At 69.2% G+C, this 25,759-nt stretch carries 26 protein-coding genes and 2 pseudogenes; 14 read left to right on the forward strand and 14 right to left on the reverse strand.

From position 1 onward, the window contains the following. The first annotated feature begins 360 nt into the window (after positions 1-360). Entirely contained in the window at positions 361-1,113 is a 753-nt protein-coding gene (locus ACZ4SA_RS00005; RefSeq protein WP_468267603.1) for a transposase family protein, read from the forward strand. 166 nt (positions 1,114-1,279) lie between these two features. Here ACZ4SA_RS00005 and ACZ4SA_RS00010 read toward each other — a convergent pair. Continuing rightward, a pseudogene (locus ACZ4SA_RS00010) lies at positions 1,280-2,579 on the reverse strand (ISL3 family transposase). 624 nt (positions 2,580-3,203) lie between these two features. Here ACZ4SA_RS00010 and ACZ4SA_RS00015 point away from each other — a divergent pair. Next, complete coding sequence (locus ACZ4SA_RS00015; protein WP_468267606.1) at positions 3,204-4,157, forward strand: hypothetical protein; 954 nt, start codon at positions 3,204-3,206, stop codon at positions 4,155-4,157. A gap of 294 nt (positions 4,158-4,451) precedes the next feature. Here the strand turns inward: ACZ4SA_RS00015 and ACZ4SA_RS00020 are convergent, their stop codons facing one another. Together ACZ4SA_RS00020 and ACZ4SA_RS00025 are read right to left on the reverse strand one after the other, a co-directional pair. Further along, the gene (locus ACZ4SA_RS00020) at positions 4,452-5,189 is read right to left on the reverse strand and encodes a hypothetical protein (protein ID WP_468267609.1); all 738 of its coding nucleotides are present in this window, start codon (positions 5,187-5,189) and stop codon (positions 4,452-4,454) included. Between the two features lie 129 nt (positions 5,190-5,318). Further along, complete coding sequence (locus tag ACZ4SA_RS00025; RefSeq protein WP_468267612.1) at positions 5,319-5,675, reverse strand: DUF192 domain-containing protein; 357 nt, start codon at positions 5,673-5,675, stop codon at positions 5,319-5,321. Here ACZ4SA_RS00025 and ACZ4SA_RS00030 point away from each other — a divergent pair. Together ACZ4SA_RS00030 and ACZ4SA_RS00035 are read left to right on the forward strand one after the other, a co-directional pair. Beyond that, on the forward strand, positions 5,674-6,429 hold the full coding sequence (locus ACZ4SA_RS00030; RefSeq protein WP_468267615.1) for a prepilin peptidase: 756 nt from the start codon (positions 5,674-5,676) through the stop codon (positions 6,427-6,429). The genes ACZ4SA_RS00025 and ACZ4SA_RS00030 overlap by 2 nt on opposite strands. A gap of 244 nt (positions 6,430-6,673) precedes the next feature. Further along, positions 6,674-6,880 carry a hypothetical protein gene (locus tag ACZ4SA_RS00035; protein ID WP_468267618.1) on the forward strand — a complete coding sequence of 69 codons (207 nt, stop codon included), beginning with the start codon at positions 6,674-6,676 and terminating at the stop codon, positions 6,878-6,880. A gap of 15 nt (positions 6,881-6,895) precedes the next feature. On the opposite strand, the gene ACZ4SA_RS00040 is transcribed toward ACZ4SA_RS00035, so the two are convergent. Together ACZ4SA_RS00040 and mgrA are read right to left on the reverse strand one after the other, a co-directional pair. Next, the gene (locus ACZ4SA_RS00040; RefSeq protein ID WP_468267621.1) at positions 6,896-8,059 is read right to left on the reverse strand and encodes a winged helix DNA-binding domain-containing protein; all 1,164 of its coding nucleotides are present in this window, start codon (positions 8,057-8,059) and stop codon (positions 6,896-6,898) included. 343 nt (positions 8,060-8,402) lie between these two features. Then, entirely contained in the window at positions 8,403-9,440 is a 1,038-nt protein-coding gene (gene mgrA / locus ACZ4SA_RS00045; RefSeq protein WP_468267624.1) for an L-glyceraldehyde 3-phosphate reductase, read from the reverse strand. Between the two features lie 107 nt (positions 9,441-9,547). Here mgrA and ACZ4SA_RS00050 point away from each other — a divergent pair, with 107 nt between their 5' ends. From ACZ4SA_RS00050 to ACZ4SA_RS00070, 5 genes are all read left to right on the forward strand, one after another. Further along, positions 9,548-10,336 carry an isoprenyl transferase gene (locus ACZ4SA_RS00050; protein ID WP_468267627.1) on the forward strand — a complete coding sequence of 263 codons (789 nt, stop codon included), beginning with the start codon at positions 9,548-9,550 and terminating at the stop codon, positions 10,334-10,336. A 597-nt stretch (positions 10,337-10,933) separates the two neighbouring features. Continuing rightward, the gene (locus ACZ4SA_RS00055; RefSeq protein WP_468267630.1) at positions 10,934-12,256 is read left to right on the forward strand and encodes a PhoH family protein; all 1,323 of its coding nucleotides are present in this window, start codon (positions 10,934-10,936) and stop codon (positions 12,254-12,256) included. A 420-nt stretch (positions 12,257-12,676) separates the two neighbouring features. Further along, a complete protein-coding gene (locus ACZ4SA_RS00060) occupies positions 12,677-13,369 on the forward strand; it encodes an aggregation-promoting factor C-terminal-like domain-containing protein (RefSeq protein ID WP_468267633.1) in 693 nt (230 codons plus the stop codon). Between the two features lie 165 nt (positions 13,370-13,534). Beyond that, entirely contained in the window at positions 13,535-14,920 is a 1,386-nt protein-coding gene (locus ACZ4SA_RS00065) for an AI-2E family transporter (protein WP_468267636.1), read from the forward strand. Continuing rightward, on the forward strand, positions 14,917-15,660 hold the full coding sequence (locus ACZ4SA_RS00070; protein WP_468267639.1) for a hypothetical protein: 744 nt from the start codon (positions 14,917-14,919) through the stop codon (positions 15,658-15,660). Before ACZ4SA_RS00065 ends, ACZ4SA_RS00070 begins: the two co-directional genes overlap by 4 nt. 134 nt (positions 15,661-15,794) lie before the next feature. Here ACZ4SA_RS00070 and ACZ4SA_RS00075 read toward each other — a convergent pair whose 3' ends face one another. Together ACZ4SA_RS00075 and ACZ4SA_RS00080 are read right to left on the reverse strand one after the other, a co-directional pair. Further along, positions 15,795-16,328 (reverse strand): alkyl hydroperoxide reductase, encoded by a 534-nt coding sequence (locus ACZ4SA_RS00075; protein WP_468267642.1) that lies wholly within the window; start codon positions 16,326-16,328, stop codon positions 15,795-15,797. A 6-nt stretch (positions 16,329-16,334) separates the two neighbouring features. Then, the gene (locus ACZ4SA_RS00080; protein WP_468267645.1) at positions 16,335-16,889 is read right to left on the reverse strand and encodes a peroxiredoxin; all 555 of its coding nucleotides are present in this window, start codon (positions 16,887-16,889) and stop codon (positions 16,335-16,337) included. A gap of 144 nt (positions 16,890-17,033) precedes the next feature. Between ACZ4SA_RS00080 and ACZ4SA_RS00085 the strand changes: the two genes are divergently transcribed. The 3 genes from ACZ4SA_RS00085 to ACZ4SA_RS00095 all read left to right on the forward strand — a co-directional run bounded on the left by ACZ4SA_RS00085 (position 17,034) and on the right by ACZ4SA_RS00095 (position 18,942). Next, entirely contained in the window at positions 17,034-17,975 is a 942-nt protein-coding gene (locus ACZ4SA_RS00085) for a hydrogen peroxide-inducible genes activator (protein ID WP_468268422.1), read from the forward strand. A 180-nt stretch (positions 17,976-18,155) separates the two neighbouring features. Then, positions 18,156-18,338, forward strand: coding sequence for a hypothetical protein (locus ACZ4SA_RS00090; RefSeq protein WP_468267648.1), 183 nt, complete (start codon positions 18,156-18,158; stop codon positions 18,336-18,338). Between the two features lie 391 nt (positions 18,339-18,729). After that, the gene (locus ACZ4SA_RS00095) at positions 18,730-18,942 is read left to right on the forward strand and encodes an LxmA leader domain family RiPP (protein WP_468267651.1); all 213 of its coding nucleotides are present in this window, start codon (positions 18,730-18,732) and stop codon (positions 18,940-18,942) included. Between the two features lie 148 nt (positions 18,943-19,090). Here ACZ4SA_RS00095 and ACZ4SA_RS00100 read toward each other — a convergent pair whose 3' ends face one another. The 3 genes from ACZ4SA_RS00100 to ACZ4SA_RS00110 form a co-directional block, all read right to left on the reverse strand. Beyond that, entirely contained in the window at positions 19,091-19,456 is a 366-nt protein-coding gene (locus tag ACZ4SA_RS00100; RefSeq protein ID WP_468267654.1) for a transcriptional regulator, read from the reverse strand. After that, positions 19,453-19,920, reverse strand: coding sequence for a hypothetical protein (locus tag ACZ4SA_RS00105; RefSeq protein WP_468267657.1), 468 nt, complete (start codon positions 19,918-19,920; stop codon positions 19,453-19,455). Before ACZ4SA_RS00105 ends, ACZ4SA_RS00100 begins: the two co-directional genes overlap by 4 nt. A 161-nt stretch (positions 19,921-20,081) precedes the next feature. Next, entirely contained in the window at positions 20,082-20,402 is a 321-nt protein-coding gene (locus ACZ4SA_RS00110) for a hypothetical protein (protein WP_468267660.1), read from the reverse strand. A gap of 375 nt (positions 20,403-20,777) precedes the next feature. Here ACZ4SA_RS00110 and ACZ4SA_RS00115 point away from each other — a divergent pair, with 375 nt between their 5' ends. Then, positions 20,778-21,164 carry a hypothetical protein gene (locus ACZ4SA_RS00115; protein ID WP_468267663.1) on the forward strand — a complete coding sequence of 129 codons (387 nt, stop codon included), beginning with the start codon at positions 20,778-20,780 and terminating at the stop codon, positions 21,162-21,164. Positions 21,165-21,187: 23 nt separating this feature from the next. Here ACZ4SA_RS00115 and ACZ4SA_RS00120 read toward each other — a convergent pair. The 4 genes and pseudogenes from ACZ4SA_RS00120 to ACZ4SA_RS00135 form a co-directional block, all read right to left on the reverse strand. Continuing rightward, positions 21,188-21,363: pseudogene (locus ACZ4SA_RS00120) on the reverse strand (ATP-binding cassette domain-containing protein); the annotation flags it as partial. Next, entirely contained in the window at positions 21,360-21,884 is a 525-nt protein-coding gene (locus ACZ4SA_RS00125) for a PadR family transcriptional regulator (protein WP_468267666.1), read from the reverse strand. The gene ACZ4SA_RS00125 and the pseudogene ACZ4SA_RS00120, both read right to left, overlap by 4 nt. A 91-nt stretch (positions 21,885-21,975) precedes the next feature. Continuing rightward, positions 21,976-22,239 (reverse strand): type II toxin-antitoxin system antitoxin, encoded by a 264-nt coding sequence (locus ACZ4SA_RS00130; RefSeq protein WP_468267669.1) that lies wholly within the window; start codon positions 22,237-22,239, stop codon positions 21,976-21,978. After that, complete coding sequence (locus tag ACZ4SA_RS00135; RefSeq protein ID WP_468267672.1) at positions 22,185-23,129, reverse strand: SPFH domain-containing protein; 945 nt, start codon at positions 23,127-23,129, stop codon at positions 22,185-22,187. Before ACZ4SA_RS00135 ends, ACZ4SA_RS00130 begins: the two co-directional genes overlap by 55 nt. A gap of 269 nt (positions 23,130-23,398) precedes the next feature. On the opposite strand from ACZ4SA_RS00135, the gene ACZ4SA_RS00140 reads away from it, so the two are divergent. Continuing rightward, positions 23,399-25,630, forward strand: coding sequence for a transglycosylase domain-containing protein (locus tag ACZ4SA_RS00140; protein ID WP_468267675.1), 2,232 nt, complete (start codon positions 23,399-23,401; stop codon positions 25,628-25,630). Positions 25,631-25,759: the final 129 nt, after the last annotated feature.

A 25,759-nucleotide genomic window follows, 5' to 3' on the forward strand; every position in this document is an offset into this window, starting at 1 on the left:
GCAGCGGCCAACCGGAAACCCGCCCTGCCCGAAACCGAAAACCCACCCCAAAAACAATCACATCGCGTGATCAGAGATCACGCGGTGGATCGAGGTTGAGACACCACAGGGAACCGTGTTTCAAGCCGGGGAAGCAGTGGTGCCGTGGCCTGGGCTTCAGCTACATGCGGGCCACATGGTGAACCAGGTCGCTACGTTGTCACAACGGGTGACACCCGAACCGCAGGTGACGTGAGTTCGGAGACTGAGCTGTTTCCAACCTGCCGTGTTGGTTGGACAGGCGACCCCGCCGGCGGGCATGAAGAAAGCTCCTGGTAGACGGGTCACGACCAAGATCACCAGTCCGCCAGGAGCTTTCGCGTGCTTGTCTACCCGTCCGGCATCGATCTGTCCAGTCGAACCCTGCAGCACCTCTCCGGTCTTCTCGCAGGTCACCGCCGCCGCATCGGCTCCCGGTGGCGTCGCTTGACCTGCGGTCGGCAGGCCCTGCTCGTCCTGGCCCACCTGCGCTGCGGCGACACCTACGCCCGTCTTGCAGCAGGCTTCCGCATCGGGATCGCCACGGCCTACCGCTACATACGCGAGGCCGTCGACCTCCTGGCCAGCCTCGCGCCCACGCTGGAACAGGCCATGGAGACCGTGCGGAAGAAGGCGTACGTGATCCTCGACGGCACTGTGCTGGCGATCGACCGCATCGCCGCCGACCGGCCGTACTACTCGGGGAAGAAGAAACACCACGGGATGAACGTGCAAGTGCTCGCGGATCCGGCAGGCCGTCTGATCTGCGCCTCGGACGCGCTACCCGGGGCCGTGCACGATCTGACCGCGGCCCGGACCCACGGCGTTCCCGCCGCTCTCGCCGCCGACGCGATCAAGTGCTGGGCGGACAAGGCGTATCGGGGCGCAGGTCCTGCTGTCCGCGTCCCGTTCCGCGGCAAGGGTCTGCGCGGCTGGCGGCGTCGTCACAACCGCGATCACGCCAAGATCCGCAGTCTCGGCGAACGTGCCATGGCCACCCTCAAATGCTGGCAGCTCCTGCGGAAGCTCCGCTGCAGCACCACCCGGATCACCGCCGTCGTCCATGCCGTCGTCGCCCTCGAACTCGCCTCCTGATCAAGATGGAAAAGGCTCACTGTGTGACGCCTCCTGCTGGCGTTCGCTGAGGACTCTGCCGAACAGCACGGCTGTCCGCCCCCGTCCGACCGGAGCGGCCTGTGACAGCACGAGCGGGTACGTAGTGACCTGGTGCATGGCTGCCGATGGCGGCGATACAGCCGGGCTATTTGGGGCTCTCCTGCCGTATGAGTGGGTCATTCTGTGGCGGGTTGGCGGGTTGGCGGCCTGGGAGGGTGGGACGCTCTCCGGCGAGGGTGAGCATGACGAGGGCGATGATCGCGTCCGTCCGCGCTGTGGAAGCCGAAGCCTCTGCGGATGATCAGTCGGGTCTTGGTGTTCGTCGACTCGATCAGGCTGTTGCTCATGCCCGTCAGCAGAGCCGCGCGGATCGCCTCGCGGTGACGGCGGACGCGGCGTTGGAGGTCGACGAAGGCGGGGATGCGGCAGCGGCGGGCCCAGTCGATCCACCGGTCCAGGGCCTGTAGCGCCGCGGTGGGACGGGTCTTGGCCAGGGTGAATACGCTCCGCAGAGCTTCCTTGAGGAGGTAGGCGCGGTGGAGGCGGGGGTCGGTCGCGGCGATCCAGGTGAGCTTGGCGGCCTGGCGGTCGGTGAGGTCGTCGGCGTTCTTCCACAGCGCGAACCGGGAGTCCTTCAGCGCGCGGGCCGTCTCGCGGCCGTCGGTGTCGGCGGCCTGGTGGCGGGCCCGATTCCACGAGGCTCTGCGTTCGGTGTCCAGGGCATCGGTGGCCCAGGCGACCACGTGGAAGGGGTCCATCACCCGTACCGCCCTTTCAGCACGCTCGGCGAGGACGTCGGCGATCCAGCCGGCGCAGTCGGCGCTGATGTGGGTGAGCGCGGCGGCCCGCTGGTCGCCGAGGTCGTCGAAGAAGCGGTGCAGGACGGTCTTGCCGTGCCCGTCGGCCATCCAGACGACCCGGCCGGTGTCGTGGTCCACGACCACGGTCATGTACTTCTGCCCCTGGCGGTAGCTGATCTCATCGATCCCGATCCGGGTCAGCCCCGCGAGCCGGTCGACGTTCCGGTCGCGGTCGGCGACCACGCGCGCCACGATGCCGCCGACCGTGCGCCAGGAGGTCCGCATCAACTGCGCGGTCGCGGACTTGGAGCACTCCGCGGCCATCCACGCGGTCTGCCGGTCGAAGGCCAGGGTGTGCCCGGCGTCGTAGCGGGCCCAGGGCACGGCGGCCGTGACGACGCCGTGCGACCGGCACCACACCCGCGGCATGTCGGCCTCCAGGAACACCCTCACCGCCCCGTGGTCCAGGCACCGCCACCGGCGCCTACCTCGGCCCGCGTCGTACCCGGCGGCCGGACGGCGGCACTGTCCGCACCTGCCACGACGGCGGGCATCAGGCCGTACTGACACGATCACACACTGTTCGTTCTCATCGATCCGGACGCCCTCGACCCCATGTTTTGGGTCATCAGCGTCCGCTTCCATATCCTGAAGACAGACACGCCGTTTTCCTGCTTGATCCAACTTGAGCCTCAATACCTCAAGGATCACAGGAGACGGCGTGTTTCACGTATCAGGGCAGGTCAGAGCACCCACACATACGGCAGGAGAGCCCTATTTGGGCTGTTCCGAGGGCTCGCGCTCGGGCTCGCCGGTCGATGGCCGGGTCCGGGACGGACGCGCCGAGGCAGATCCGCTGCCACCTTTGCGCCGCAGTTCACGCGTCAACTGGGGTTGCGGCCAGCCGGCCGCAAGAGCCCCCGTCAGCTCCGACAGGCCTTGCAAACCACGCATGGAGTCAACATAGGGCGAGAGGCGTCGCAGCCGAGGCGAGTGCGGTCGGCGCGGTGTGGAAAGCTCGGGCCTTGCCGGCGCGAACAGCGGCCGGAGGACGAGCAACGGGGAGCGGATCACGTGCAGACGGGACCAGGGACGCAGAGTGCAGGGCTGCCAGTGGCGGCACCGGTCGGGATACCTCCCCGGAACCGCCGCGTACGCCGCTTCCTGAGCGGAGTCGCGCTCACCGTTGTCGGGGGTGTGCTCGGGGCCGGTTTCGTCGCATGGCAGAGCGACTCACTGCCCTTCCTGAGCTCACCTTGCTGGGAGTCGGTGACGGACCAGGACCTTGACGAGCTCTTCGACGGCTGGGAGACCCGGGCCTCACACATTGCTCCGGAGAGCGAGGGCAGGGAGCCCCTGGACGGCCGATGCCGTATCACGAGCCACGACGGCAGTAAGGCCGGCCGTCAGCTCGACATCCGTGTCCATCAGCTCATTGGTCGTGAGGCGAGTCACAACGTCCCCTGGTCCGAGGAGTTCCTGTCCTCGCGTCTGACTCCCTTGGGCGACGGGCTGCTCGGTATGGCCTCGGACACGCGGGCCTGGGTCGCGTTGCCCGACACCTGTGTCAAGCCCGGACTGTTCAGCGGGCCGGCCGTCGTCGACCTCAGCATGGGAGACAACGAGATCCCGAACAGCGAGGAGCCCAAGACCAGGGCCGTTCTGCAGACGGCGCTCGCCCGTACGGCCGTTCATGTCGCGAACGGCGCCATGGAGCGTCTGGGCTGCCCGGACCCGCTGCCCGAGCCGGGCCGGATGGCCGCAGTACCCGACTACCGGCCGGTGGGCGCCGATCGCTCCCTGTGCGGTGTGAAGGGTGCGGTCCTGTCGGAGCACTACTTCGGATCGGAGGCCCGGATGCGGATGTCGGCTGGCGAGGACGGTCCGGTTCGTACCTGCGACATCGTCTTCGGCCACACGATCAGGCCCCAGCTCCGGCTGGAGACGATCGAGGAGGAGGACCTGACCGGCGCGCTGGGCCTGGCCTCCATCCACGCTGGGCATCAGGTCGAGGTGACCAAGCAGGCGGAGGCCAATGGGGCGTACTCGCCCACGCTCTCGGCGGTACGCGCCGAATGCCCCAAGGGTGCCGTCATCTTCATGGCGCAGGAGCGCAACGCGGGGCGCGACTTCACTTTCATCCGCCGAGTCTTCCCGGCGTACGTCAAGGCGGAGGCCCAACGTCTCAGCTGCGGACCGCTGACGATCAAGATCCCGGGGTGATTCGTGTCCCAATAGGGCTTCTTGTTGGCACAGTTGCCTCTGTGAAGCCGTACACGGGGCCCGGGCCGGGATGATCTCTGGATCGCCGCAGGCACCGGCGCCGCCGCCTTCGTCGGTGCGGCCATCGCCGTCCCGGTGGTCCGCAGCCGGCGTCATCGGCGCCAAGCCACCGGGTTCCGGAATTCGGAGGCGACAACGCCGGCTGGGGACCCAGGCCCTGAACGACAACGGGGACGACACCGTCGAGGCCTGAGCGGCCCTCGGGCCAGGGCGTTGCGCGCGGCTGCCGCAGTGTCAGCCGGCGCCGATCGCCGAGCGGAACTCGGCCATCGTCATCGTCTTGTCGTCTTCCGGGATCGAGACCGTCTTCGGTTTGCCGAAGTCGACGTAGGCCGTGCTGCTTGTCTTTCCGTCGCGCCGGGCCTCCTGCTTGAGCAGGTAGTCCGGGGCGTCGGCGCTGACGAAGTAGGTGTCGCCGGCCCCTCCGGCCGTGACGTCGATGGCGACTGCCTTCTTGCCGTCGATGGTCGTGTCCTTGTCCGGGGCGAACTCTCCCGTCGGGGAGAGTGCGAAGTAGGCGCTGCAGTCGCCGGTCTCACTCGTCACGTAGACGTCGGAGAGACGGTCGGGGACGGTGATCTGCTGCCCCTTCTGCGCGAGCATCGCGGCGAACAGCGGGGCGCTGGTGTAGCTCGTGCCGTCCTTGCAGTACATGTCGCCGCCGGGGGCTTCCGGCAGGCCGTTGACCTCCATGCGGAACCCTTGCTCAGGGTGCCAGGAGAGGTGCTGCGTGGCTCCGTCGAAGGCGGTCGTCGTGCCGATGGCGTTGAAACCGGCTTCCCGCATGGTCTTGTTGACCGACTCGATGCGCGACGAGGCGGACCCGCCTGCGCCGTCGGCCGTTCCCCCGGAGGTGGTTCCGGTGGCGAAGCCCTTGTCGGCATCACCGCCGCCGCAGCCGACAGCGGTAGCGGCGAGTGCCACCGCCACGGCGAGGGAACGGACGAGGGGACGTGAGTGGCGGATGCGCACGGTTTGCCTTTCGGTGAACCAAGTTGCTTCGTTTCGAATTCGAACGAACCTTCTCACGAAGTGGTTGGAACACTGTCGGGGAAAGACCGTTCGGGCGTGTCACAGCCGAGCCGACGCCGGGACCGGTGATCAGTACCGGGCACCCAGCTGCGCCCCCACCCGCACCCCCCACGCCGACAGCCTCCCCGCCTCCGCCTCCAGCACCAGCCGCGCCCGCAGGCGGGGGAGCCCGATGTGCCCCGGGCGCATGGTCCTGACGGTGAGGACGCGCAACTCCCCCGTCAGATAGGCCACGTCGATCGGGAAGCGCATGCCAATGGTGTGAACGCTGTTGCACGGGGTCAGGAGCATCGCGCCCTCGATGCCGTCGCGGCCGAGGAGGCCGCGGCGGCGGGTGCGGTAGGTGGCGGCGATTTCGAGGGGGGCCGCCTTCAGGCCGTCGACCGTCAACGTGCCAGTGCCGTCGCGCCATTGCCGCCGCCTCATGGCGTTCACGGTATCGCCCGGTCGGCCTAAGGTCGGGGGCGTGGAAGCAGCGTTGGTGGTCGTCGCCGCCCTGTGGGGGGCCGGTGCCGGGTGGTTGTGCCCGCGTGCGGTGTACCGGCTGGCCGTAGAGCCGGGGGAGGCGTGGCGCGCGGCGTGTCCGGCCGGGCATCCGTACGGCGGGTGGGTGGGCGGGGCGTGCTGCCCCGCTCCGCTGCCGGGGCGGTTCGCGGCGCCGGTCGTCACCGCGCTCGTGTGCGCCGCCCTCGCCGTCGCGGCCGGCGCGCGGCCCGAGTTGGCGGCCTGGCTGTTGCTGGCGCCCTTCGCCGTGCTGCTCGCGCTCGTGGACGCGGAGGTGCGCAGGCTGCCGGACCACCTGACGCTGCCGCTCGCGGCCGGGGCGGTGGTCCTGCTCGGTGCTGCCGCCCTCGCGCCGGGCGCTGCGGGATCGTGGACGACCGCGCTGCTCGGCGGGCCGGTGCTCGGGGCGGCGTACTTCGTACTGTTCCTGATCCACCCCGACGGCATGGGTTTCGGGGACGTGAAGCTCGCGCTGTCGCTGGGCGCCGTTCTGGGCTGGTACGGCTGGACGATCCTGTTCGCGGGCGCGTTCGCCGGGTTTCTGCTGGGTTCGCTCTACGGCGTGACGCTGGTGCTGCTGCGCCGCGCGGGCCGCAAGACGGCGATCCCCTTCGGCCCGTTCATGATCGCGGGCGCCCTTCTGGGGGTGCTGCTGGGCGCGCTTTCGGCGTCCTGAGGCAGACTGCCGCGCATCTTGTACCACCCCGCCGTCGCCCGTGCCAGGCGTGGCTCCGGATGCGGCGTGCGGGACGCCGGGCGCACGCTGGTCCTGGAGCTGTCCCTTCCCCGACCGGGGCAGCCCGGTCAGGGAAGGGACCGTCGTCATGTTCGCGAGGCTGAGCACGTACCAGGGGTCACCTGTACCCCCTGAGGGGGACCTGAGCGCGCAGTCGGAAGAGGCCGTTCGACAGATTGAGGGCGTGCCGGGCTTCCTGGGCGTCTACTACCTCGTCGACCGGGCCACGGGGAAGGCGCGATCGCTGACCTTGTGGGAGGACGAGGAGAGCATGCTGGCGAGTGAGCGTGAAGCGACTCGTATCCGTGAGGAGACGGCGCAGCGGGAAGGCCAGCGGATCCTCACGGTCGAACGTTTCGAGGTGGGCTTCAGCCATCTGCGGGCCACATGATCTGAACGGATCGCCCTACGCGTGAGGCCCCACCATCACCTGCCCCACCGACAGCTCCGCCTGCCCCTCGAGTGCTTCCGCGACGCGGTCGGCCTGGGCGGTCAGGTCCTTGCGGGCACCCGGGCGGTTGAGGGCGCTGCCGATCGGTTCGACCGTCACCGCGATGCGTCGGCCCGACCGGCGCTGGTGCCAGACGCCCGCGACGATCCCGTCCGCCAGAACCACCGGGTAGTTCCCGGCCTGGCCGCCTGCGAGGGCCCGGGTCTGCGCGGGGCCCGGGAAGAGGCGCTCCCGGGGTTGGCAGGCGATCGCGTACGCGTCGAAGTAGGGGAGGAGGCGCACTCCCCGGGGCGGCTCGGCGTCCTCGAACATCGTGTCGTCCGACGCCACCCACGCCGGGGTGCCTTCGAAGGCCACCTTCTCGATCCCGCCGACGCCCGCCATCCTTCCGAACAGTTCGCCGGCCCACGCTTTCGTCACGCCCAGCCACCTGGCGAAGTGCTCGGGGGTGGCGGGGCCGTACGCGTAGAGGTGGCGCCGCACGAGTTCCTCGAGTGCGGGGACCTCGTCCATCGGTGTGACGGCGGGGCAGGTGAAAGTGACGTTGCGACCGCGGTTCGGGCCGAAGGTGAGGGCGCCGCGGTGGGCGGCCGTGTGCGTGACCTGTCGCCAGCGCGGCCATTTGTCCTGGAAGGCCTCCATCACCCGGTCCCCGGCCCAGGCACCGGTTCGCTCGACGATCGCGTCGGTCAGTTCGCCGATGGTCAGCTCGGCGCCGGTGAGGGCGTCACGGATGGCCGCGACGACCTCGTCCGTCTGTGCCGGTGTCATCCGTACGTGTTCGGGCCACCGGTTCGGCCCGGCCGGGACGGCGGACAACGCGCCCGTCCACATCGGCAGGTCCACCGCGGGCAGCAGATGGACGGTGCCGCGCGGTCCGTACGTCTTCACCAGGGTGCGGTCCGTCCACAGCGCCTGGCGTACGTCCGCTCGCGTCGTGCCGGTAGGCAGCCGCAGGGCGATGGAGAGCTCCCCGGCGGAGAGGACCTGCGCGTGCGCGCCGAGCATCGCACCGGCGACGGCGGCGGGGGAGCCGTGGGATCCGGGGGCGTACAGGCCCTGGCGGGCCAGCCTCCGTGCGTTCGCCTGCGGCCATGTCACATCCGGCGTCTTCGTCATGGGTACGACGGTAGAAGCGAAAGAGGTCAGATCCTGACCGCTGTGGCCAATGGCCGTTTCCTGTCGAGCATTTGACGCTGCGTCACTGCGTTCGTCAATGCGGCGCCTCGCGGCCCGGGTCCCCCGTGGGAGGTACGCCAGGGCACCGGCAGGCCCGATGCCGCACCGCTCCACGCCACCCCGGCAGAATTCGGATGACACTTCTGGCATGGCGTGGCACCCACCACCACTTACGAAGGGTTATGGTGGAAACCCCCCCTCGGGCCGGTCCGTATCCCCCCCACGGACCGGCCCGTTTTATGTCTCCGCCCATGTCTCCGCGAAAGCAGGGCCCGTGATCGGGTCAGCCCCGGTCGGCCCAGATGTTCGTGCCCTTCGTGTCCACGGCGAAGGTGTCGATCTCGCTCAGTTCCGCGTCCGTCAGAGGGGCCCCGGCCAGCGCCGCGACGTTCTCCTCCAACTGCGTCACGCTCGACGCACCGATCAGCGCCGACGTCATCCGCGGATCCCGCAGCACCCAGGAGATCGCCAGCTGTGCCAGCGACTGGCCACGCCGCGACGCAATGTCGTTGAGCCCGTGCAGCCGTCGCAGGACCTCGTCGGACAGCAGGTTCGGGTCCAGGGACTTGCCCTGCGTCGCGCGCGACCCCTCGGGGATGCCCTTCAGGTACTTGTCGGTGAGCAGGCCCTGTGCGAGCGGCACGAAGGAGATGCAGCCCATGTCGGCGTCCTCCAGCGTGTCGAGCAGGCCGTCGCTCTCGATCCAGCGGTTGATCATCGAGTACGAGGGCTGGTGGATGAGCGCCGGGACGCCCATTTCCTTCAGCAGCCCGGCCGCTTCCGCGGTCTGCTCCGCGTTGTAGGAGGACACACCCACGTACAGCGCCTTGCCCTGCTGTACGGCGGAGGCGAGCGCTCCCATCGTCTCCTCGAGCGGAGTCTCCGGGTCGAACCGGTGCGAGTAGAAGATGTCGACGTAGTCGACGCCCATCCGCTTCAGGGACGCGTCGAGCGACGACAGCAGGTACTTCCGCGAACCCCACTCGCCGTACGGCCCGGGGTGCATGAGATAGCCCGCTTTGGTCGAAATGATCAGTTCGTCACGATAATGAGTGAAATCCTGGGCGAAGATCTTGCCGAAGTTCAGCTCGGCCGATCCGGGCGGCGGGCCGTAGTTGTTCGCCAGGTCGAAGTGCGTCACACCGAGATCGAAGGCTCGGCGCAGGATGGCGCGCTGCGAATCGAGGGCGCGGTCGTCGCCGAAGTTGTGCCAGAGGCCCAGCGAGAGCGCGGGGAGCTTGAGACCGGAGCGGCCGCTGCGGCGGTACTCCATGGACTCGTAGCGGTCGGCGTCTGCCAGGTAGTAAGGGGAGTCAGTCACGCTTCCCTCCTTATCACGGACTTGTGACACACCGCGTTGGGCCGCCGCGGCCGGGCCGCAGTACTGTTGCGCCTTCGGGGACTGCCGCATGGAGGGGTGTAAGAACAGTGAACCTGCGCGACCTGGTGTACGGGCTCTACGCACGCCGGGTGGAAGGCCGCCTCGACCACGACCAGGTGCCCAAGCACATCGGGGTGATCCTCGACGGCAACCGCCGCTGGGCCAAGGCCTCGGGTGGCACGGCCGCACAGGGGCACCAGGCCGGCGCCGACAAGATCTCCGAGCTGCTCGGCTGGTGCGCCGAGACGGACGTCGAGGTCGTCACCCTCTGGCTCCTCTCCACGGACAACTTCGACCGGCCCGCGGAAGAGCTGACCCCGCTCCTCGGCATCATCGAGAACACCGTCCGCAACCTCGCCGCAGACGGGCGCTGGCGCGTGCACCACGTGGGAACGCTGGACCTGCTGCCGGCGCACACCCAGACGGTGCTCAAAGAGGCCGAGCAGGCCACGGCGGACAATGGGGGCTCCCAGGGCAAGGGCTCTGGGGGAGGAATACTGGTCAACGTCGCCGTCGGCTACGGCGGCCGCCAGGAGATCGCGGACGCGGTGCGGTCCCTGCTGCTGGAGCACGCGCGGAAGGGCACCAGCTTCGAGGAGCTCGCGGAGATCGTCGACGTCGAGCACATCTCGGAGCACCTCTACACCCGGGGGCAGCCCGATCCGGACCTGGTGATCCGCACCAGTGGGGAGCAGCGGCTGTCGGGGTTCATGCTCTGGCAGAGCGCACACTCCGAGTACTACTTCTGCGAAGTCTTCTGGCCGGCATTCCGCAAGGTCGACTTCCTGCGCGCGCTGCGGGACTACGCGGCGCGCCACCGCCGCTACGGCGCCTGACGCCCGCGGGGGCGTGGCGGGCGCGGACTGCGCCTGCGGCGAGCCGTTCCCCCCGCCCCTTCTCCGATACCGGGGCAAGCCCCGGACCCTCACCGCGCTCCGCACGACGCGTTCTCAGACGCCGGACCGGGCTTGCTTTCCCGGCCCCGCCGGCTTTTGAGGCGCGGGGAATCCGGGGGCGGAGCCCCCGAACACCGCGCGGAGCACGGTACCGGTCCGGGCGGAGGCCGGTTTCGGGAAGGGGCGGGTGGGGGAACGGCTCCGCGCAGCGGCCCCGCCGCACCCGGCAGGTCCCCGTCACTCCGCGTTCATCACCGCGACGCCGGAGCCTTGGCATGGCTGCACTTGTTCGAGGGCATACCCCTTGCAGGTCGACGTCCGATCCACGAACGTCGTATCTCAGTGAGCGGCCGACACCGCTCACCCGGGAGGCCCTTTGCACACGAAGGACTGCACCAGCGGTGCGGACCAGGCGGAGGGCCGGCGCTCGGCCCGCGCATCGTGGCCTGAGCCCGGCCCGTCCCCCGCGTCGGCGGGTGGACCCATGGCCCGCGACGCCGTCGCACCCCGACCTCGTCCGAGGGGGTACGTCCTTCCGTGGTGAACAGCACAAAGCGCCGTATGAACGACCGGCGCACCTACGTTCTCGACACCAGCGTCCTGCTGGCGGATCCGAACGCCATGAGCCGCTTCGACGAGCACGAGGTCGTGCTCCCCGTCGTCGTGGTCACGGAGCTCGAGGCCAAGAGGCACCATCCGGAGCTCGGTTACTTCGCCCGCCAGGCGCTGCGCCTGCTGGACGACTTCCGGGTCAGGTACGGCCGTCTCGACGCCCCCCTCCCGATCGGCGACCTCGGCGGTTCCCTGCGTGTCGAACTCAACCACTCCGATCCCGGCGTACTTCCGGCCGGCTTCCGACTGGGGGACAACGACTCACGGATTCTGGCGGTCGCGCGCAATCTGCAGGCGGAGGGATACGACGTCACGGTCGTCTCCAAGGACCTGCCGCTGCGTATCAAGGCGTCCTCGGTCGGTCTGCTCGCCGAGGAGTACCGCGCGGAGCTCGCCATCACCGACACCGGCTGGACCGGCATGGCGGAGCTGCCCCTCTCCGGCGAGCAGGTCGACCTGCTGTACGGAGAGGAGTCGCTGTACGTGCCGGAGGCGGCCGGTCTCCCCGTCCACACCGGCCTGGTGCTGCAGTCGGAACGCGGCAAGGCGCTGGGCCGCATCACGGCCGAGGGGAACGTCCGCCTGGTGCGCGGAGACCGTGAGGTCTTCGGCATCCATGGCCGCAGCGCCGAGCAGCGTGTCGCCCTCGACCTGCTGCTCGACCAGGAGGTCGGCATCGTCTCGCTCGGCGGCCGGGCCGGTACGGGCAAGTCGGCGCTGGCGCTCTGCGCGGGGCTCGAGGCGGTCCTGGAGCGCCGGCAGCACCAGAAGGTGATGGTCTTCCGGCCGCTGTACGCGGTGGGCGGGCAGGAGCTCGGCTATCTGCCGGGTACCGAGGCCGAGAAGATGAGCCCCTGGGCGCAGGCGGTCTTCGACACGCTGTCCGCGGTGGCGGGCCGGGAAGTCATCGAGGAGGTGCTGGGCCGCGGCATGCTGGAGGTTCTGCCGCTCACCCATATCCGGGGCCGTTCGCTGCATGACGCGTTCGTCATCGTCGACGAGGCCCAGTCGCTGGAGCGGAACGTCCTGCTGACGGTTCTGTCCCGTATCGGGGCGAATTCCCGGGTCGTCCTCACGCACGACGTGGCCCAGCGGGACAATCTGCGGGTCGGGCGGTACGACGGAGTCGTCGCCGTGGTCGAGAAACTGAAGGGCCATCCGCTCTTCGCGCATGTGACCCTCACCCGTTCAGAGCGTTCGCAGATCGCCGCACTCGTGACCGAAATGCTGGAGGACGGGCACCTTTAGACCCATAAGGGCCAGCGGCTTATCTGGCAAAAAGGGCAAGTCAGTTGACGCTGCCCGGCGAAGCGCAGGAGCTTAGCCGGGCAGCGTCGCGTTGTCCGCCGTTCCTCCAAACGCCCTGGCGTAAACGGGGTGTGAGCTTTCACACGCAACGAAGAATTGCCTTGCGGCATCGCCTTCCGGCAGAGTCTTGCTTCCGTCAGGCCCCGCATGCGACACATCCGCACCACGGTTGGTGCACAGCAACACACAACTCAAGACCTGTCCGTCGTATGCCGCCCGCGAGCACAACGCGGCAACTCCGCCTCAGGGGTTGCCCACCGGGCCCGCGCCTCCCGTGACCCAAGCAGTGGGGAGGCCAGCGCCAGGGGCAAGATTGCGCTCGCGAGGTCACCTATGCGGGCGATGCTGGAAGGAAACCGTGTGAGCCGGATCTCGGTCCGGGGATTCGCAGTCGCTTCGGCTACTGCGGTCACCACCGTAGGCGCCGTCGTCGGCGTCGCGTCGGGCAGCACTCAGCCCTCGGGCGACAACCTCGAGGCGACCGCTGCCGACACGACGCTCCTCGCGGACATCCCCATGGGTGAGCAGGCGCAGATTCAGGTCTCGTCCCTCACGCAGCAGGCGGACGCCCAGGCCGCTGCCGCGGACGCGGCTGCGCAGAAGTCCGCCGAGGAGTCGGCCCGTCTCCAGGCCGCCGAGACCGCGAAGGCGAAGAAGGAGGCCGCCGAGAAGGAGGCCGAGCGCAAGCGCGAGGAGGCGCAGGAACGCGCCAACCGCGACTCCGTGCGCGACGCGTCCAGCTTCTCCGCGCAGTCGTCCTACACGGTCTCCCAGGTCCAGGCGATGGCCCGCCAGATGGTGCCCGCCGACCAGTTCCAGTGCTTCAGCAACATCGTGAACCACGAGTCGAGCTGGAACTACCGGGCGCAGAACCCGTCTTCCGGTGCTTACGGCCTCGTCCAGGCGCTGCCGGGCTCCAAGATGTCGTCGGCGGGCGCCGACTGGCAGACGAACCCGGCCACCCAGATCAAGTGGGGCCTGAACTACATGGACAGCCGCTACGGCAGCCCCTGCGGCGCGTGGTCGTTCTGGCAGGCGAACCACTGGTACTAGGCCGGCCACCGGTACCAGTCGGGCAGACGCTCAACTTTCCGGAGCCCCTCACCGTCCTACGGTGAGGGGCTCCGTGCGTGTACGGTCAGGACCTGGTACTCCCCGGGTGGGGGTACCACCGCGCCCCTCGGCGCAGGGGGAGAGTGTGGGGGAAAAGGAAGCATCATGTCGAAGGTTCCAGGATGGCTCGGCCGAGTGGGCGCCGGGCTGACCCGGATAGGAGAGCGCCTGGACGAGCGCCGCAGTGAGACCGCCGCGGAAGACGACGACGTCCTGCCCGGCGCAGCGCTCACTCCTGACAGCGTTCCGCCACCGCCCTCGTACGCCCCCGCCGTGGCGGCCAAGCCCGACCCGGTGGCCGCGATCCCGTGGGGTATCCGCGTCGCCGCGGAGGCGGGCTGGCGGCTGCTCGTACTCGCGGGCACTCTCTGGGTGTTGATGCGGGTCATCAGCGCCGTGCAGCTGGTGGTGCTGGCCTTCGTGGCCGCCCTGCTCGTCACCGCGATGCTCCAGCCCACCGTCGCCCGGCTGACCAGGCTCGGCCTCCCACGAGGCCTCGCCACCGCGGGGACGGCGATCCTGGGCTTCGTCGTCATGGGGCTCGTCGGATGGTTCGTCGCCTGGCAGGTCATGGACAACCTCGACAACCTCTCCGACCGTGTCAGGGACGGTATCGAGGAGCTCAAGCGCTGGCTGCTGAACAGCCCGTTCCATGTGACGGAAAGCCAGATCAACGACATCGCCGAGAACCTCAGCGACACGATCGGCACCAACACGGAGGAGATCACCTCCGCGGGTCTGCAGGGCGTGAGCGTGATGGTCGAGGTGCTCACCGGAATACTGCTGGCGATGTTCTCGACGCTGTTCCTGCTGTACGACGGCAAGCGCATCTGGGAGTGGGTGCTCAGGCTCGTTCCGTCGCAGGCGCGTCCGGGAGTGGCCGGCGCGGGGCCGCGTGCCTGGCGCACTCTGACCGCGTACGTCCGCGGGACGGTCATAGTGGCCCTGATCGACGCGATCTTCATCGGTCTCGGGCTCTACTTCCTGGATGTGCCCCTGGCCGTTCCACTCGCCGTGTTCATCTTCCTGTTCGCCTTCATCCCGCTCGTCGGTGCGGTCGTCTCCGGCGCCCTCGCGGTGGTCGTCGCGCTCGTCACCCAGGGCGTGTTCACCGCGCTGATGGTGCTGATCGTCGTCCTCGCCGTACAGCAGATCGAGGGTCATGTACTGCAGCCGTTCATCCTCGGCCGGGCGGTGCGGGTGCACCCGCTCGCCGTGGTGCTCGCCGTCGCGACGGGCGGGCTGACGGCCGGCATCGGCGGCGCGGTGGTGGCGGTGCCGCTGGTGGCCGTCACCAACACGGTGGTGGGCTACCTGCGCGCGTTCGGCAGGGAGCAGGCACTGCGGCACTCCCCGCCGCCGCACGGCTCGACGTCCCTCGACGCGGCGGTCACGTCGGCGTCGGGCGGTGCGGCCGGCACGCCGGCGCCCGGCGGGCCTGCGCCGGAGGACGGCGCCCCGAGGCCGCCGCGGCAGGAGGAGCAGGAATGATCTCCGAACCGGAACTGGTGGGCGACGAGCACTACGGCGCGGCCGAACTCCCCGGACCACGGGCCGGGACCGAGGACGTGGTGACGGCCGAGGACGGCCCCGCCGCTCCACGTCCCCCGCGTCCCGCATGGCTGTGGGCGCTCGGCGGCGCGGTCGTCGCGTCGGCGGTGTGGGCGGGCGGACTCCTTTGGTACGGGTCCAAGGCGCCGGACCCCGGTGGCTACCGGGCCACCTCCGACCTGTGCAAGGACGCGGAGCTGAAGGCCGTGTCCTCGGCGCTCGGCAAGCGGGAGGGCGAGGGCTACGCCTGGGGCAACAAGCACGAGAGCGTCGACGACGCCGGCTGCTCCACCGACATGAGGCCGATCGGGTACGAGGTCCCCACGGACGAGGACGGCAACGAGCTGGGTTCGATGCCGAGTGTCACCGTCGGCTACACGCTGCACAAGAAGACCGATCCTGGGCCCGAGTTCGAGGGGACCGTCGCGGCGCGGCACAACTACTTCGGCGCGACCACCAAGCTCACCCGGATCGATGATCTGGGTGAGCAGGCGTACATCGTCCGCGACTCCGACAGCAGCGGGATCACTCTCGAGGTGCTGGACGGCCAGGCGGTCCTCACCATGTCCACCTACAGCGACTGGGACCTGGACAGCGGAGAGCCGCTGGTCGACATGTCCGAGATCGAGCCGCTGCTGATCGAGGACATGAGAGCACTGATCATCAAGCTGAAGAGCTGACGCCGCACACGAAGGGGCCCCGCCGACAGCTTGGGTTCTAACGGTCCTCGCAACACCCCGCGATCTGTGGGAGTTGCGAGGACCGTTAGAACCCAAGGAGAGTCGGTCGGGGCCCGTTCATGTGCCTGTGCGGCCTACTCGGCCAGGACGGCCTCTGCGTCCAGCGTCGTGCCCACGGCCTGGATCACCGAGGCGATCTTGACGGCCTCCTGGACCGTCTCGCGGTCCACACCGGCCTTGCGCAGCACCTGCTCGTGGGAGTCGAGGCACTGGCCACAGCCGTTGATGGCGGAGACGGCCAGCGACCAGAGCTCGAAGTCGACCTTCTCCACTCCCGGGTTGCCGATGACGTTCATCCGCAGACCGGCGCGCAGCGTCCCGTACTCCGGGTCCGACAGCAGGTGCCGGGTCCGGTAGAAGACGTTGTTCATCGCCATGATCGCGGCGGCGGACTTGGCGGCGGTGTACGCCTCGGGGGAGAGGTTCGCCTTCGCCTCAGGCTCCAGCTCGCGGAGCACCTTCGGCGAGCGCGAGGCGATCGCGCAGGCCAGGACGGTGCCCCACAGCTGCTGCTGCGGAAGCTCGCTGTTGCCGATGACCGAACCGAGGTTCAGCTTCAGGTCCTTGGCGAAGTCCGGGAGGGCGGACTTGAGTTCGTCGAGAGCCACGTCGGATCACTCGCCCGAGAGCAGCGCGACGGGGTCGAGGGTGTTCTCGCCCTTGGTCCAGTTGCAGGGGCACAGCTCGTCGGTCTGCAGGGCGTCCAGCACCCGCAGGACCTCCTTGGGGTTACGGCCGACGGAGCCGGCGGTCACCATGGTGAACTGGATCTCGTTGTTCGGGTCGACGATGAAGACGGCGCGCTGCGCGAAGCCGTCCTCGCCCTCGATGCCGAGGTCGCGCATCAGCTCGTGCTTCGAGTCGGCCAGCATCGGGAAGGGCAGGTCACGCAGGTCGGCGTGGTCCTTGCGCCAGGCGTGGTGGACGAACTCCGAGTCGCCGGAGAAGCCGAGGATCTGGGCGTCACGGTCGGCGAACTCGTCGTTCAGCTTGCCGAACGCGGCGATCTCGGTCGGGCAGACGAAGGTGAAGTCCTTGGGCCACGCGAAGACGACCTTCCACTTGCCCTCGTAGGACTTGTGGTTGATCTGCTCGAACTCCTTGCCGCTCTCCAGCGAGACGCAGGCAGTCAGTTCGAACGTGGGGAACTGGTCACCAACAGTGAGCACGCGCTCTCCTTGCATGGAGGAAGGTCCCTTTTGGGGTCTTCCCGGTGGGTTGGACGGATCTTGATGGTGGCACAGGGTGCATTGATCGCGGAAATAGCTAGACTCGGTCATCGCGATCGGAGGTACCTATCAGTGGCTTCAGTAATTCCGGTGAACCGGGTCAAACAACCGAGCCTCGCACAGCTGCGCGCCTTCGCCGCCGTGGCCGAGCATCTGCACTTCCGGGACGCGGCGGCAGCAATCGGGATGAGTCAGCCCGCGCTGTCCGGCGCGGTCTCGGCGCTCGAGGAGGCACTGGGTGCCCAGCTCCTCGAGCGTACGACCCGCAAGGTGCTGCTCTCCCCGGCCGGCGAGCGCCTCGCGGTCCGGGCCAAGGCGGTGCTGGACGCGGTCGGCGTGCTGATGGACGAGGCGGAGGCGGTACGGGCGCCGTTCACGGGCGTGCTCCGGCTCGGCGTGATCCCCACGGTCGCGCCGTACCTCCTGCCGAGCGTGCTGAAGCTGGCGCACGAGCGGTACCCGGAACTGGACCTCCAGGTCCACGAGGAGCAGACGTCCTCGCTGCTGGAAGGCCTGGCGGCGGGGCGGCTGGACCTGCTGCTGCTCGCGGTGCCGCTCGGGGTGCCGGGGGTCACCGAAATCCCGCTCTTCGACGAGGACTTCGTCCTCGTCACCCCCGAGGACCACTGGCTCGGCGGCCGCCACGACATTCCGCGCGAAGCGCTGCGCGAGCTGCATCTTCTGCTGCTCGACGAGGGCCACTGCCTGCGCGACCAGGCCCTCGACATCTGCCGCGAGGCCGGCCGCACGGTAGGCGCCCCCGTGACCACGACGGCGGCCGGCCTGGCGACCCTGGTCCAACTGGTCGCGGGCGGCCTCGGTGTGACGCTGCTCCCCCGCACAGCCGTCGACGTCGAAACGGGCCGCGCCTCCCGCCTCCAAACCGGCTGGTTCGCGGACCCGGCCCCGTCGCGCCGCATCGCCCTGGCAATGCGCTCGGGCGGGGCGAGGAGCGACGAGTTCGAGGAACTGGCGGCGGCGCTGCGGGAGGCGATGGGGGCGCTGCCGGTGCGGGTGGTGTCCTGAGGGGCCCGTCCCCCGCCCCTTGCCGCGGTGCGGCTGTGCCGCGTGACGGGCGGGCTGCGGGCGGTGCCAGGGCCTGTTCCGGGAGAGTGCGCGAACCGGTCGGCCGCCTCGCACCCGGCGCGCGGTCGCCACCCGCTACGACAAGACTCCCACCAGGGTCGGGCCCGCCGTGGCAGCCTGGTGGCCTCCTCGCAGTTGGTGATCGCCGACGGCGTCGCGTCGCTGCGCCTGCTGCCTCCCCAGGAGAGCCGGCTCCTCGCAGAGATGACAGAGCTCAAGACCGCTCTGGGAGAGGTGTGCCTCGAACTGACGGTGTGGCAGGCCCTGAGAAACCACCGGCGCCGGACACCCGATACGACATGATCGGCCCTTCCCGGCGCTCACAGCGGTGCAGCCCCCACCATTCCTGGTGGGGGCTGTCCGCATTTCCACGGGATACGTTTCCGCGGGCTGTGTTTCCGCAGGCTTTGTTCCATCGGCTGTGCTTCTGCGTCCTGTGCTTCGGTGGGCTGCATTCCTGCGGACGGTATTCCTGCGGGCTGCATTCATGGGGGAGGCGCCGTCATACCGTTGCGCGCCGCGGACCATATCTTTGACGGTCCGGCCGGTGAGCCACTTGTTGTGGCCTGGGAGGACAATGCGCAGGTCGCGAAGGCGAGCCGGTCAATCAACGATAACTTTTCCGTGGCGTTCCGGGCCGTGTGTGCGATCGAAAAGAGGCCGGGCAGGGAAAACCCGCCCTGGAAATCGATCAGTGAAGGATCGCCGTGAACACCGCAGACCAGCTCCTCGCCGGCTACACCGCCTACACCACGCCGAGGAGTTCGGCGCCGGCGTCTGGGCCGACGCCCCGGCCATCACGCCGACGGTCCTGAGCTTCATCGGTGGCTCCAGCGGCGGCTGCGGTGCGGCTGTCAGCGCCATCAGCGGCGCCGGCGTCTCGGCCACGGCGAACTGGGGCTGCTGAACCAGCTCGCGCCCACAGCGCACACCCACCGCTGGGTGCCTGGCCTCCCCCGGGCGCCCAGCGGTTTTTCTGTCCGTGCGACACCACCGACCGGGCAGGACACCCGGTGCACGGACACCGAATGGGCGACGCGTCACCGGAGTGGCCGTCAGCTCTCCCCGTGCTCCGCGTCCTGCCCGGCGCCACCGGGCGCTGTCCCTCCTGCGCCCGCCTTCCGGGAGGCTTCCGCGAGGGCTTCGAGCGCGGCGAGGTGGGCGGAGAGCGCCTGCCTGCCCTTCAGGGTGAGCGCCACCCACGTCCGGGGGCGCTTGCCGAGGTACCCCTTCCGCACGCTCACATAGCCGATCTTCTCCAGCGCCGCGACCGTCTTGCTCATCACGGAGTCCGTGACCCCGCAGTAGTCCCGAACCGCGCCGAACTCGGCCTCCGCGCAGCCGGAGAGGAACGCCGCCACGGTGAGCCGGGTCGGGTGGTGGATCTCCTTGTCCAGGCCGGGAACGTCCGCACGGTTCACGACGACTCCAGCGCACGGGCGCGCCGGCGGGCGGCCTGCACCCAGGACGCAACCCCGGCGACCACGCCGAACCCGATGAACCAGCCGGCCGCTCCGTAGGGGATCGCAACCAGGAGGCCCGCGGCGAACGGCGCGAGTGGCGCACCCCAGGAGCGCCACGACGCCCCCTGATCCCGCCGGTCGAACCAGGGGGCGATCCCGGAACTGCGCATCGTGGTCCAGGTCACCGCGAGGAAGGCCGCAGCGCAGAGCGTGGCCGCCGCGAGGAAGGCTCCCTGCCACTGGGGCCACAGGCTTGCCGCGCAGAAGCCGGTGAATCCCGTGGCGAGCAGCAGTCCGTGCGTGGCGGGATACCAGGCGGGCGCCGCTTGGGGGCGCCGGGCCGCGGCCTGCGCGGCACGTGCGTCGCGCAGCACCGCCGCGGCGGGCTCTGCGCTCGGCTGCATCGCTCCTGAGGTGTTCATCGGTTCTCCGGGTTCTGGTGTCGGCGGGAGACGCTTACGTATGCCAGCATGGCATCTACTTTCCATGCTTGCAAGTACTTTCCTTCAGTAGAGGTCCGAGCGTGCGAGAGCCCCTCCGGGGCGGGTCCCGGAGGGGCTCTCACGCGCCCAGGGGCGGCAACTCACTTCTCCTGAGCCGACTTCACCTCCCGCGCCAGCTCGGTGGCGGCTACCAGGCTCAGACCCGGGAGCTCCTGCCGCAGGGCCCGTATGGCCGCCACCTCGTGGCTCACGGGGTCGATGCCCTCCCGGTCGAGGACGCGCCGGGCCCAGCGCAGCCGCGGCTCGCCGGCCCGCTCCGCCAGCTCGTCCAGGATCCGCGCAGCGCGCCGCAGTCCGGGCTGCTCGTCACCGGGGGCATCCGACAGAGCCTGGTGCACGGCGTCACGAGCGTCGCCGATGTCGCTGAGCGCAACCAGATGGACTTCCTTCTTGCCGAACATGCCCGTGCCTTCTTTCTCGCCGACGTTCTGAACCGACCGTTGAACCCAACCGCCCGGGATATCCGGCTGGTTGACGTCCCGTCACGCTACAGGGAGCCACGGGCACCCGTTTCCACCACCCGGAAGAGCCCGTGCGGACGTCAGCTTTGAGACGCCGGAAAGTGCGCCAATGCGCAGGACCTGATCACCCGGCTCCGGGGTCCCACCGAGGCGCCAAGAATTGTCGTTACTTTGTCCCGCGCGCTTGTGGTGGACTGGCTCGTACCCAGGCGTCGGAAGCCTGACAGGGGCCGCCACCATCACCAATGCCGCCGCCGTCGCGGTGCGGATGAACTCGTGAATCCCGGAAATTCTCACAAGAGGTGGAACAAGCGAATGCCAGTCGCCCGCAACAAACCTGCCCCGGGGCTCCGGTTGGGCGCCCATCTCGCCCGTGGAGACCGCCTGCAGCTGGGATTCGCGGCTCTGTCCACGTCGCAACTGGACAGCATCAACGAACAGCGTCTGCGCGACCTCGTCACGCGGCTTGCGCAGGACCGTTCCGTGGTCGTCGTGGCCCACCGCCTGTCCACCGTGCAGCATGCCGATCACGTGCTGATCATGGAGTCCGGTCATGCCCTGGACGCCGGAACGCACCAAGAACTGCTGTCGCGCTGCCCGCAGTACCAGGACCTCGTCCGCAACCAGCAGTGGTCGGCGGTTGAAGCCGGCACCCCCGAAGCGCGCATACGTTCCCGGCGTACCGTCAATTCCGTGGTCTGATCATGCGGCAGTCAAGGGCCGGTCGGCTCGGACCGCCCGGCGGGGCAGTGCAGCAGCGTCGATTTGCCCGAGCCGGAGGGCCCCATGGCGGCGACGACCTCACCCGGGTGGATGGAGAACGATGCGCCGTCGAGGGCGAGGTCGGACCGAACGCCTTGTGCAGGTCGTCGACGACGAGCAGGGAGCCGGCGGGAATCACGCACGGACCTCCGCGGAGAGCCGGTCGAGCCGTGCGGCGGTCAGTTCCAGCCAGCGCAGATCCGCTTCGAGATGGAACAGGGCGTGGTCGCAGATGAGCTGGTCGGCGAGGTCGCCGCGGCGCTTGCGTTCGGTGAGGGCCCGCATCAGCCGCAGATGCTCGGCGCGCTGGGAGTCGAGCAGGCCGGCGGCGCTGCGGCCGGTGAGCAGGGCGAGGACGACCTTGGTGTAGAGCGTCGACTGAAGGTACGGCTCCGGCTTCTCGGGCTCCGCGAGCCACCGCGAGACGTCGGTGATACCGGCCTCGGTGACGGCGTACCTCTTCCGCTCCGGCCCGCCGCCCGCTTCGACGCTGTCGACCTCGACGAGTCCGTTCTTGAGGAGGCGGGACATCGTCGAATAGACCTGCCCGTAGTGGAGCGGACGGTCCTGCCCGAATCTCTCGTCGAAGGCGCGCTTGAGGTCGTAGCCGTGGCTGGGGCCGGCTTCCAGCAGACCGAGGAGGGTGTGACCGATGGACATGGACGCCACTGTACTCGGCGTGTATACACGAGGTTTATACGGGCCGCGGGGCCGGGGGAGCCACCGCCTCAGCGGCAGCGCCCCCCTCCCACTACGACGGTGGCGCCTTCGGGGGCCGGCCGCGGCGGGGGATCGGGCGGGTGCCGGACGGGAGCCGGCCCGCTTCCGACAGCGCGCGCCGCAGGATGAACTCGATCTGCGCGTTCGTGCTGCGCAGCTCGTCCCCCGCCCACCGGGCCAGCGCCTCGTACACCGCCGGGTCCAGCCGCAGCAGCACCTGCTTGCGTTCGGAGGGCGGGGTCACTGGTAGAGCGTGCCCGTGTTGAGGACCGGCTGGGCCGCGCGGTCGCCGCACAGCACCACCATCAGGTTGGACACCATCGCCGCCTTGCGCTCCGAGTCGAGCTCGACGATGTCCTGCTCGGCGATCCTGGCCAGGGCCGCCTCGACCATGCCCACCGCGCCGTCCACGATCTGGCGGCGTGCCGCCACGACCGCGCCCGCCTGCTGGCGCTGCAGCATCGCGGAGGCGATCTCCGGTGCGTACGCGAGGTGCGTGAAGCGGGACTCGATGATGTGGACGCCCGCCGCCTCGACGCGTGCGCGCAGTTCGACGGCGAGCTTCTCGGTGATCTCCTCGGCGTTGCCGCGCAGCGACAGGCTTTCCTCGTCGTGGGCGTCGTACGGGTACTCGATGGCGATGTGGCGGACCGCCGCCTCGGTCTGCGTGGAGACGAACTCGAGGAAGTCGTCCACCTCGAACATCGCCTGGGCGGTGTCCTCGACCTTCCACACCACCACCGCGGCCAGTTCGATGGGGTTGCCGTAGGCGTCGTTGACCTTCAGTACGGCCGTCTCGTGGTTGCGCACACGGGTCGAGATCTTGGCCCGTGAGGTGAGCGGGTTGACCCAGCGCAGGCCGTCCGTGCGGATCGTGCCCCGGTAGCGGCCGAAGAGCTGGACCACGCGTGCCTCGCCGGGCGCGACCATGTTCAGCCCGCACATGGCCAGGAAGGCGGCGATACCGATCACGATGCCGCCGGTGATCAGTAGGGCCTTGAGGCCGCCTGAGTCGAGGGCATTGGCGCTGACGACGAGGCCCACCCCGGCCGCCAGGCCGAGCAGGCCCAGCAGCAGGGCGAGCCCGCCGCCGATGCTGTGCGCGGCGAATTCCCGTACGCGCGGCGCCGGTATGCGTGGCACGTCGAGCGTGTTGTCGCGGTCGATGGTGCTGGTGGCAGGCATGTCGTCCCCGTTTCTGCGGTGCTTCGCCGAGCGGTGCGCTCTCTGACGCTGTCTAGCATATTGATATCACTTTTTTTGGCGTCGCAACCCTCTGACCCGTTCGTGAGTCGGTTCCCATGAGACAAGGTGCTGATTGTCACGTCCGGAAAAGAGCGGATCGATGCCTCTTTGTCTCTACGGCCGGTGTTAGCTTTCTGAGCTGGTTCGGGCTGGTCACCGGACAGAACCGGACAGATACCCAGTGGGCGACAGAGCGGAGCAACGAAGCGATGGGCCGAGCGGAAGCGCGACAGGCCCGGCAGCGCGGTGCGCGCCGGGCGAAAAAGGCAGGGCCCTCGGGCATACGCCGCTTCTTCACGTTCAAGAAGATCCTCGGCACGTTCTTCGGCCTGTGCCTGCTGGCGATGGGCGCGTTCTTCGTCGCCTACATGCTCGTCCCCGTCCCCGAGGCCAACGCCGAAGCCAAGCTGCAGAGCAACGTCTACAAGTACAGCGACGGCAAGGTCCTCGCCCGTGAGGGCAAGCTCAACCGCGAGATCGTCGACCTGGAGAAGATCCCGGCGGACGTCCAGTACGCCTTCGTCGCGGCCGAGAACAAGACCTTCTTCGAGGACTCCGGCGTCGACGTCAAGGGCACGCTGCGCGGTCTGAAGAACACCGTCACCGGCCAGGGGAAGCAGGGTGGCTCGACCATCACCCAGCAGTACGTCAAGAACTACTACCTGACCCAGGACCGGACGGTCACCCGCAAGCTCAAGGAGCTGGTGATCTCGCTGAAGGTCGACCGGAACAAGGACAAGAGCGAGATCCTCGCCGGTTACCTCAACACCAGCTACTTCGGCCGCGGCGCGTACGGCATCCAGGCCGCCGCCCAGGCGTACTACGGCATCGACGCCGAGAAGCTGAACGTCGCCCAGGGTGCCTACCTGGCCTCGCTCGTCCAGGCCCCCAGCCGCTTCGACTGGGCCGTGGCCTCCGACGAGACCAGGGAGGCGGTGACCAACCGCTGGAACTACGTGCTGAACAACATGGTCGAGGAGAGCTGGCTCGACAAGAGCACGCGTGACGGCCTGAAGTTCCCCGTCCCCAAGGAGCCGAAGGCCGCGCCCGGACTGAGCGGCCAGGCCGGCTACATCGTCGAGGCGGCCAAGGAGGAGCTGGCCGAGCAGGGGCTCGACAAGGCCGACCTCGACGCCGGTGGCTGGACGATCACCCTGAACATCGACTCCAAGCGCCAGAAGGCGCTGGAGAAGTCGGTACAGAAGCAGCTCGAGGACGACCTGGACCGCAAGGGCAACAAGGTGGACGCCACCGTGCAGGCCGGCGCGACCTCCGTCGACCCGAAGACGGGCAAGGTCGTCGCCCTGTACGGCGGTGTGAGCGCCACCGAGCACTGGTTCTCGAACGCCACCCGCCGCGACTACCAGCCCGCCTCCACCTTCAAGCCCGTCGTGTTCGCCTCTGCCCTGGAGAACGGGTCCGAGACCCAGGACGGCGACCCGATCGGCCTCAACACGGTCTACGACGGCACCAGCAAGCGCCCGGTCGAGGGCATCGAGGGCCGTTACGCCCCGCAGAACGACCTCGGCAAGAGCTACGGCCCGGTGAGCGTCCAGACGTCGCTGAACCGGTCGATCAACTCCGCCTTCGCGCAGATGGCCGTGGACGTCGGTCTGGACAACGTGAAGGAGACGGCGCTCGACCTGGGTGTCCCGGACAAGAACTTCCCGGTGCGGCCGTCGATCGCGCTGGGCACCATGGGTGCTTCGACGTGGGACATGGCGGGCGTCTACGCCACGCTCGACAACCACGGCAAGAAGGTCACGCCCACGATCGTCGCCGAGGCCGAGCACAAGGACCGAAAGGTCGAGATCGAGGACCCCATCGGCAGCCAGGTGATCAGCCGCGAGACGGCCGACACGGTGACCGCGGGGCTGACGGGCGTGGTGAAGAACGGCTCCGGCATCGCCGCGAAGTCGAGTGCATACGAGGCGGCCGGCAAGACCGGCACCTCGGAGGACAACAAGTCCGCCTGGTTCGCGGGCTACACACCCGAACTCGCCACGGTGGTGGCCCTGTTCGGAGAGTCCCCCAAGGACGGCGGCGGGCAGGTCTCCCTCACCGGCACCGCCGAGGCCGGCCGTGCCAACGGCGGCGGCTTCCCCGCCAGGATCTGGGCCGACTACACGCTGGGCGCGCTGAACGGCGGCTCGGACGCCGAGTTCGACCTGGACGTCGCTGAGATCGCCGCCCCCGACCCGACGCCCACGCCCACGGAGACGGAGTCCGAGGACCCGAGCCCGACGCCCACCGAGACCGAGACGGAGTCGGCCGACCCGACCCCGACGCCCACGGACACCGAGACGGTGGATCCGTCGCCGACGGACACCCCGTCGCCGACGAGGACCATCACCCCGCCCACGGGTACGTTCACGCCGCCGGTCGAACCGGGCGACGACGAGGCGGACCGGGGCGAGGACCGGCCCCCCCTGCAACCCTGAGCGAACGCGCAGACGACGGCGCCCGCACCCGAGGACCAGGGGGTGGGGGCGGTTTTTTTGTGGTTTTTTCGGGTGTTGGGGGGTTTCACCCGACCACCCTTCCCCTTTACAACCCCATCGCCCCCCAAC

This window comes from Streptomyces sp. NPDC027962 (assembly GCF_055566095.1).

Coding starts and splice junctions, on each gene's coding strand:
- ACZ4SA_RS00030 (WP_468267615.1), top strand. CDS start 5,674: ATGGCGTTCACGGTATCGCCCGGTCGGCCTAAGGTCGGGGGCGTGGAA.
- ACZ4SA_RS00025 (WP_468267612.1), bottom strand. CDS start 5,675: ATGAGGCGGCGGCAATGGCGCGACGGCACTGGCACGTTGACGGTCGAC.
- ACZ4SA_RS00040 (WP_468267621.1), bottom strand. CDS start 8,059: ATGACGAAGACGCCGGATGTGACATGGCCGCAGGCGAACGCACGGAGG.
- ACZ4SA_RS00065 (WP_468267636.1), top strand. CDS start 13,535: ATGTCGAAGGTTCCAGGATGGCTCGGCCGAGTGGGCGCCGGGCTGACC.
- ACZ4SA_RS00070 (WP_468267639.1), top strand. CDS start 14,917: ATGATCTCCGAACCGGAACTGGTGGGCGACGAGCACTACGGCGCGGCC.
- ACZ4SA_RS00105 (WP_468267657.1), bottom strand. CDS start 19,920: ATGAACACCTCAGGAGCGATGCAGCCGAGCGCAGAGCCCGCCGCGGCG.
- ACZ4SA_RS00110 (WP_468267660.1), bottom strand. CDS start 20,402: ATGTTCGGCAAGAAGGAAGTCCATCTGGTTGCGCTCAGCGACATCGGC.
- ACZ4SA_RS00115 (WP_468267663.1), top strand. CDS start 20,778: ATGCCAGTCGCCCGCAACAAACCTGCCCCGGGGCTCCGGTTGGGCGCC.
- ACZ4SA_RS00125 (WP_468267666.1), bottom strand. CDS start 21,884: ATGTCCATCGGTCACACCCTCCTCGGTCTGCTGGAAGCCGGCCCCAGC.
- ACZ4SA_RS00135 (WP_468267672.1), bottom strand. CDS start 23,129: ATGCCTGCCACCAGCACCATCGACCGCGACAACACGCTCGACGTGCCA.
- ACZ4SA_RS00140 (WP_468267675.1), top strand. CDS start 23,399: ATGGGCCGAGCGGAAGCGCGACAGGCCCGGCAGCGCGGTGCGCGCCGG.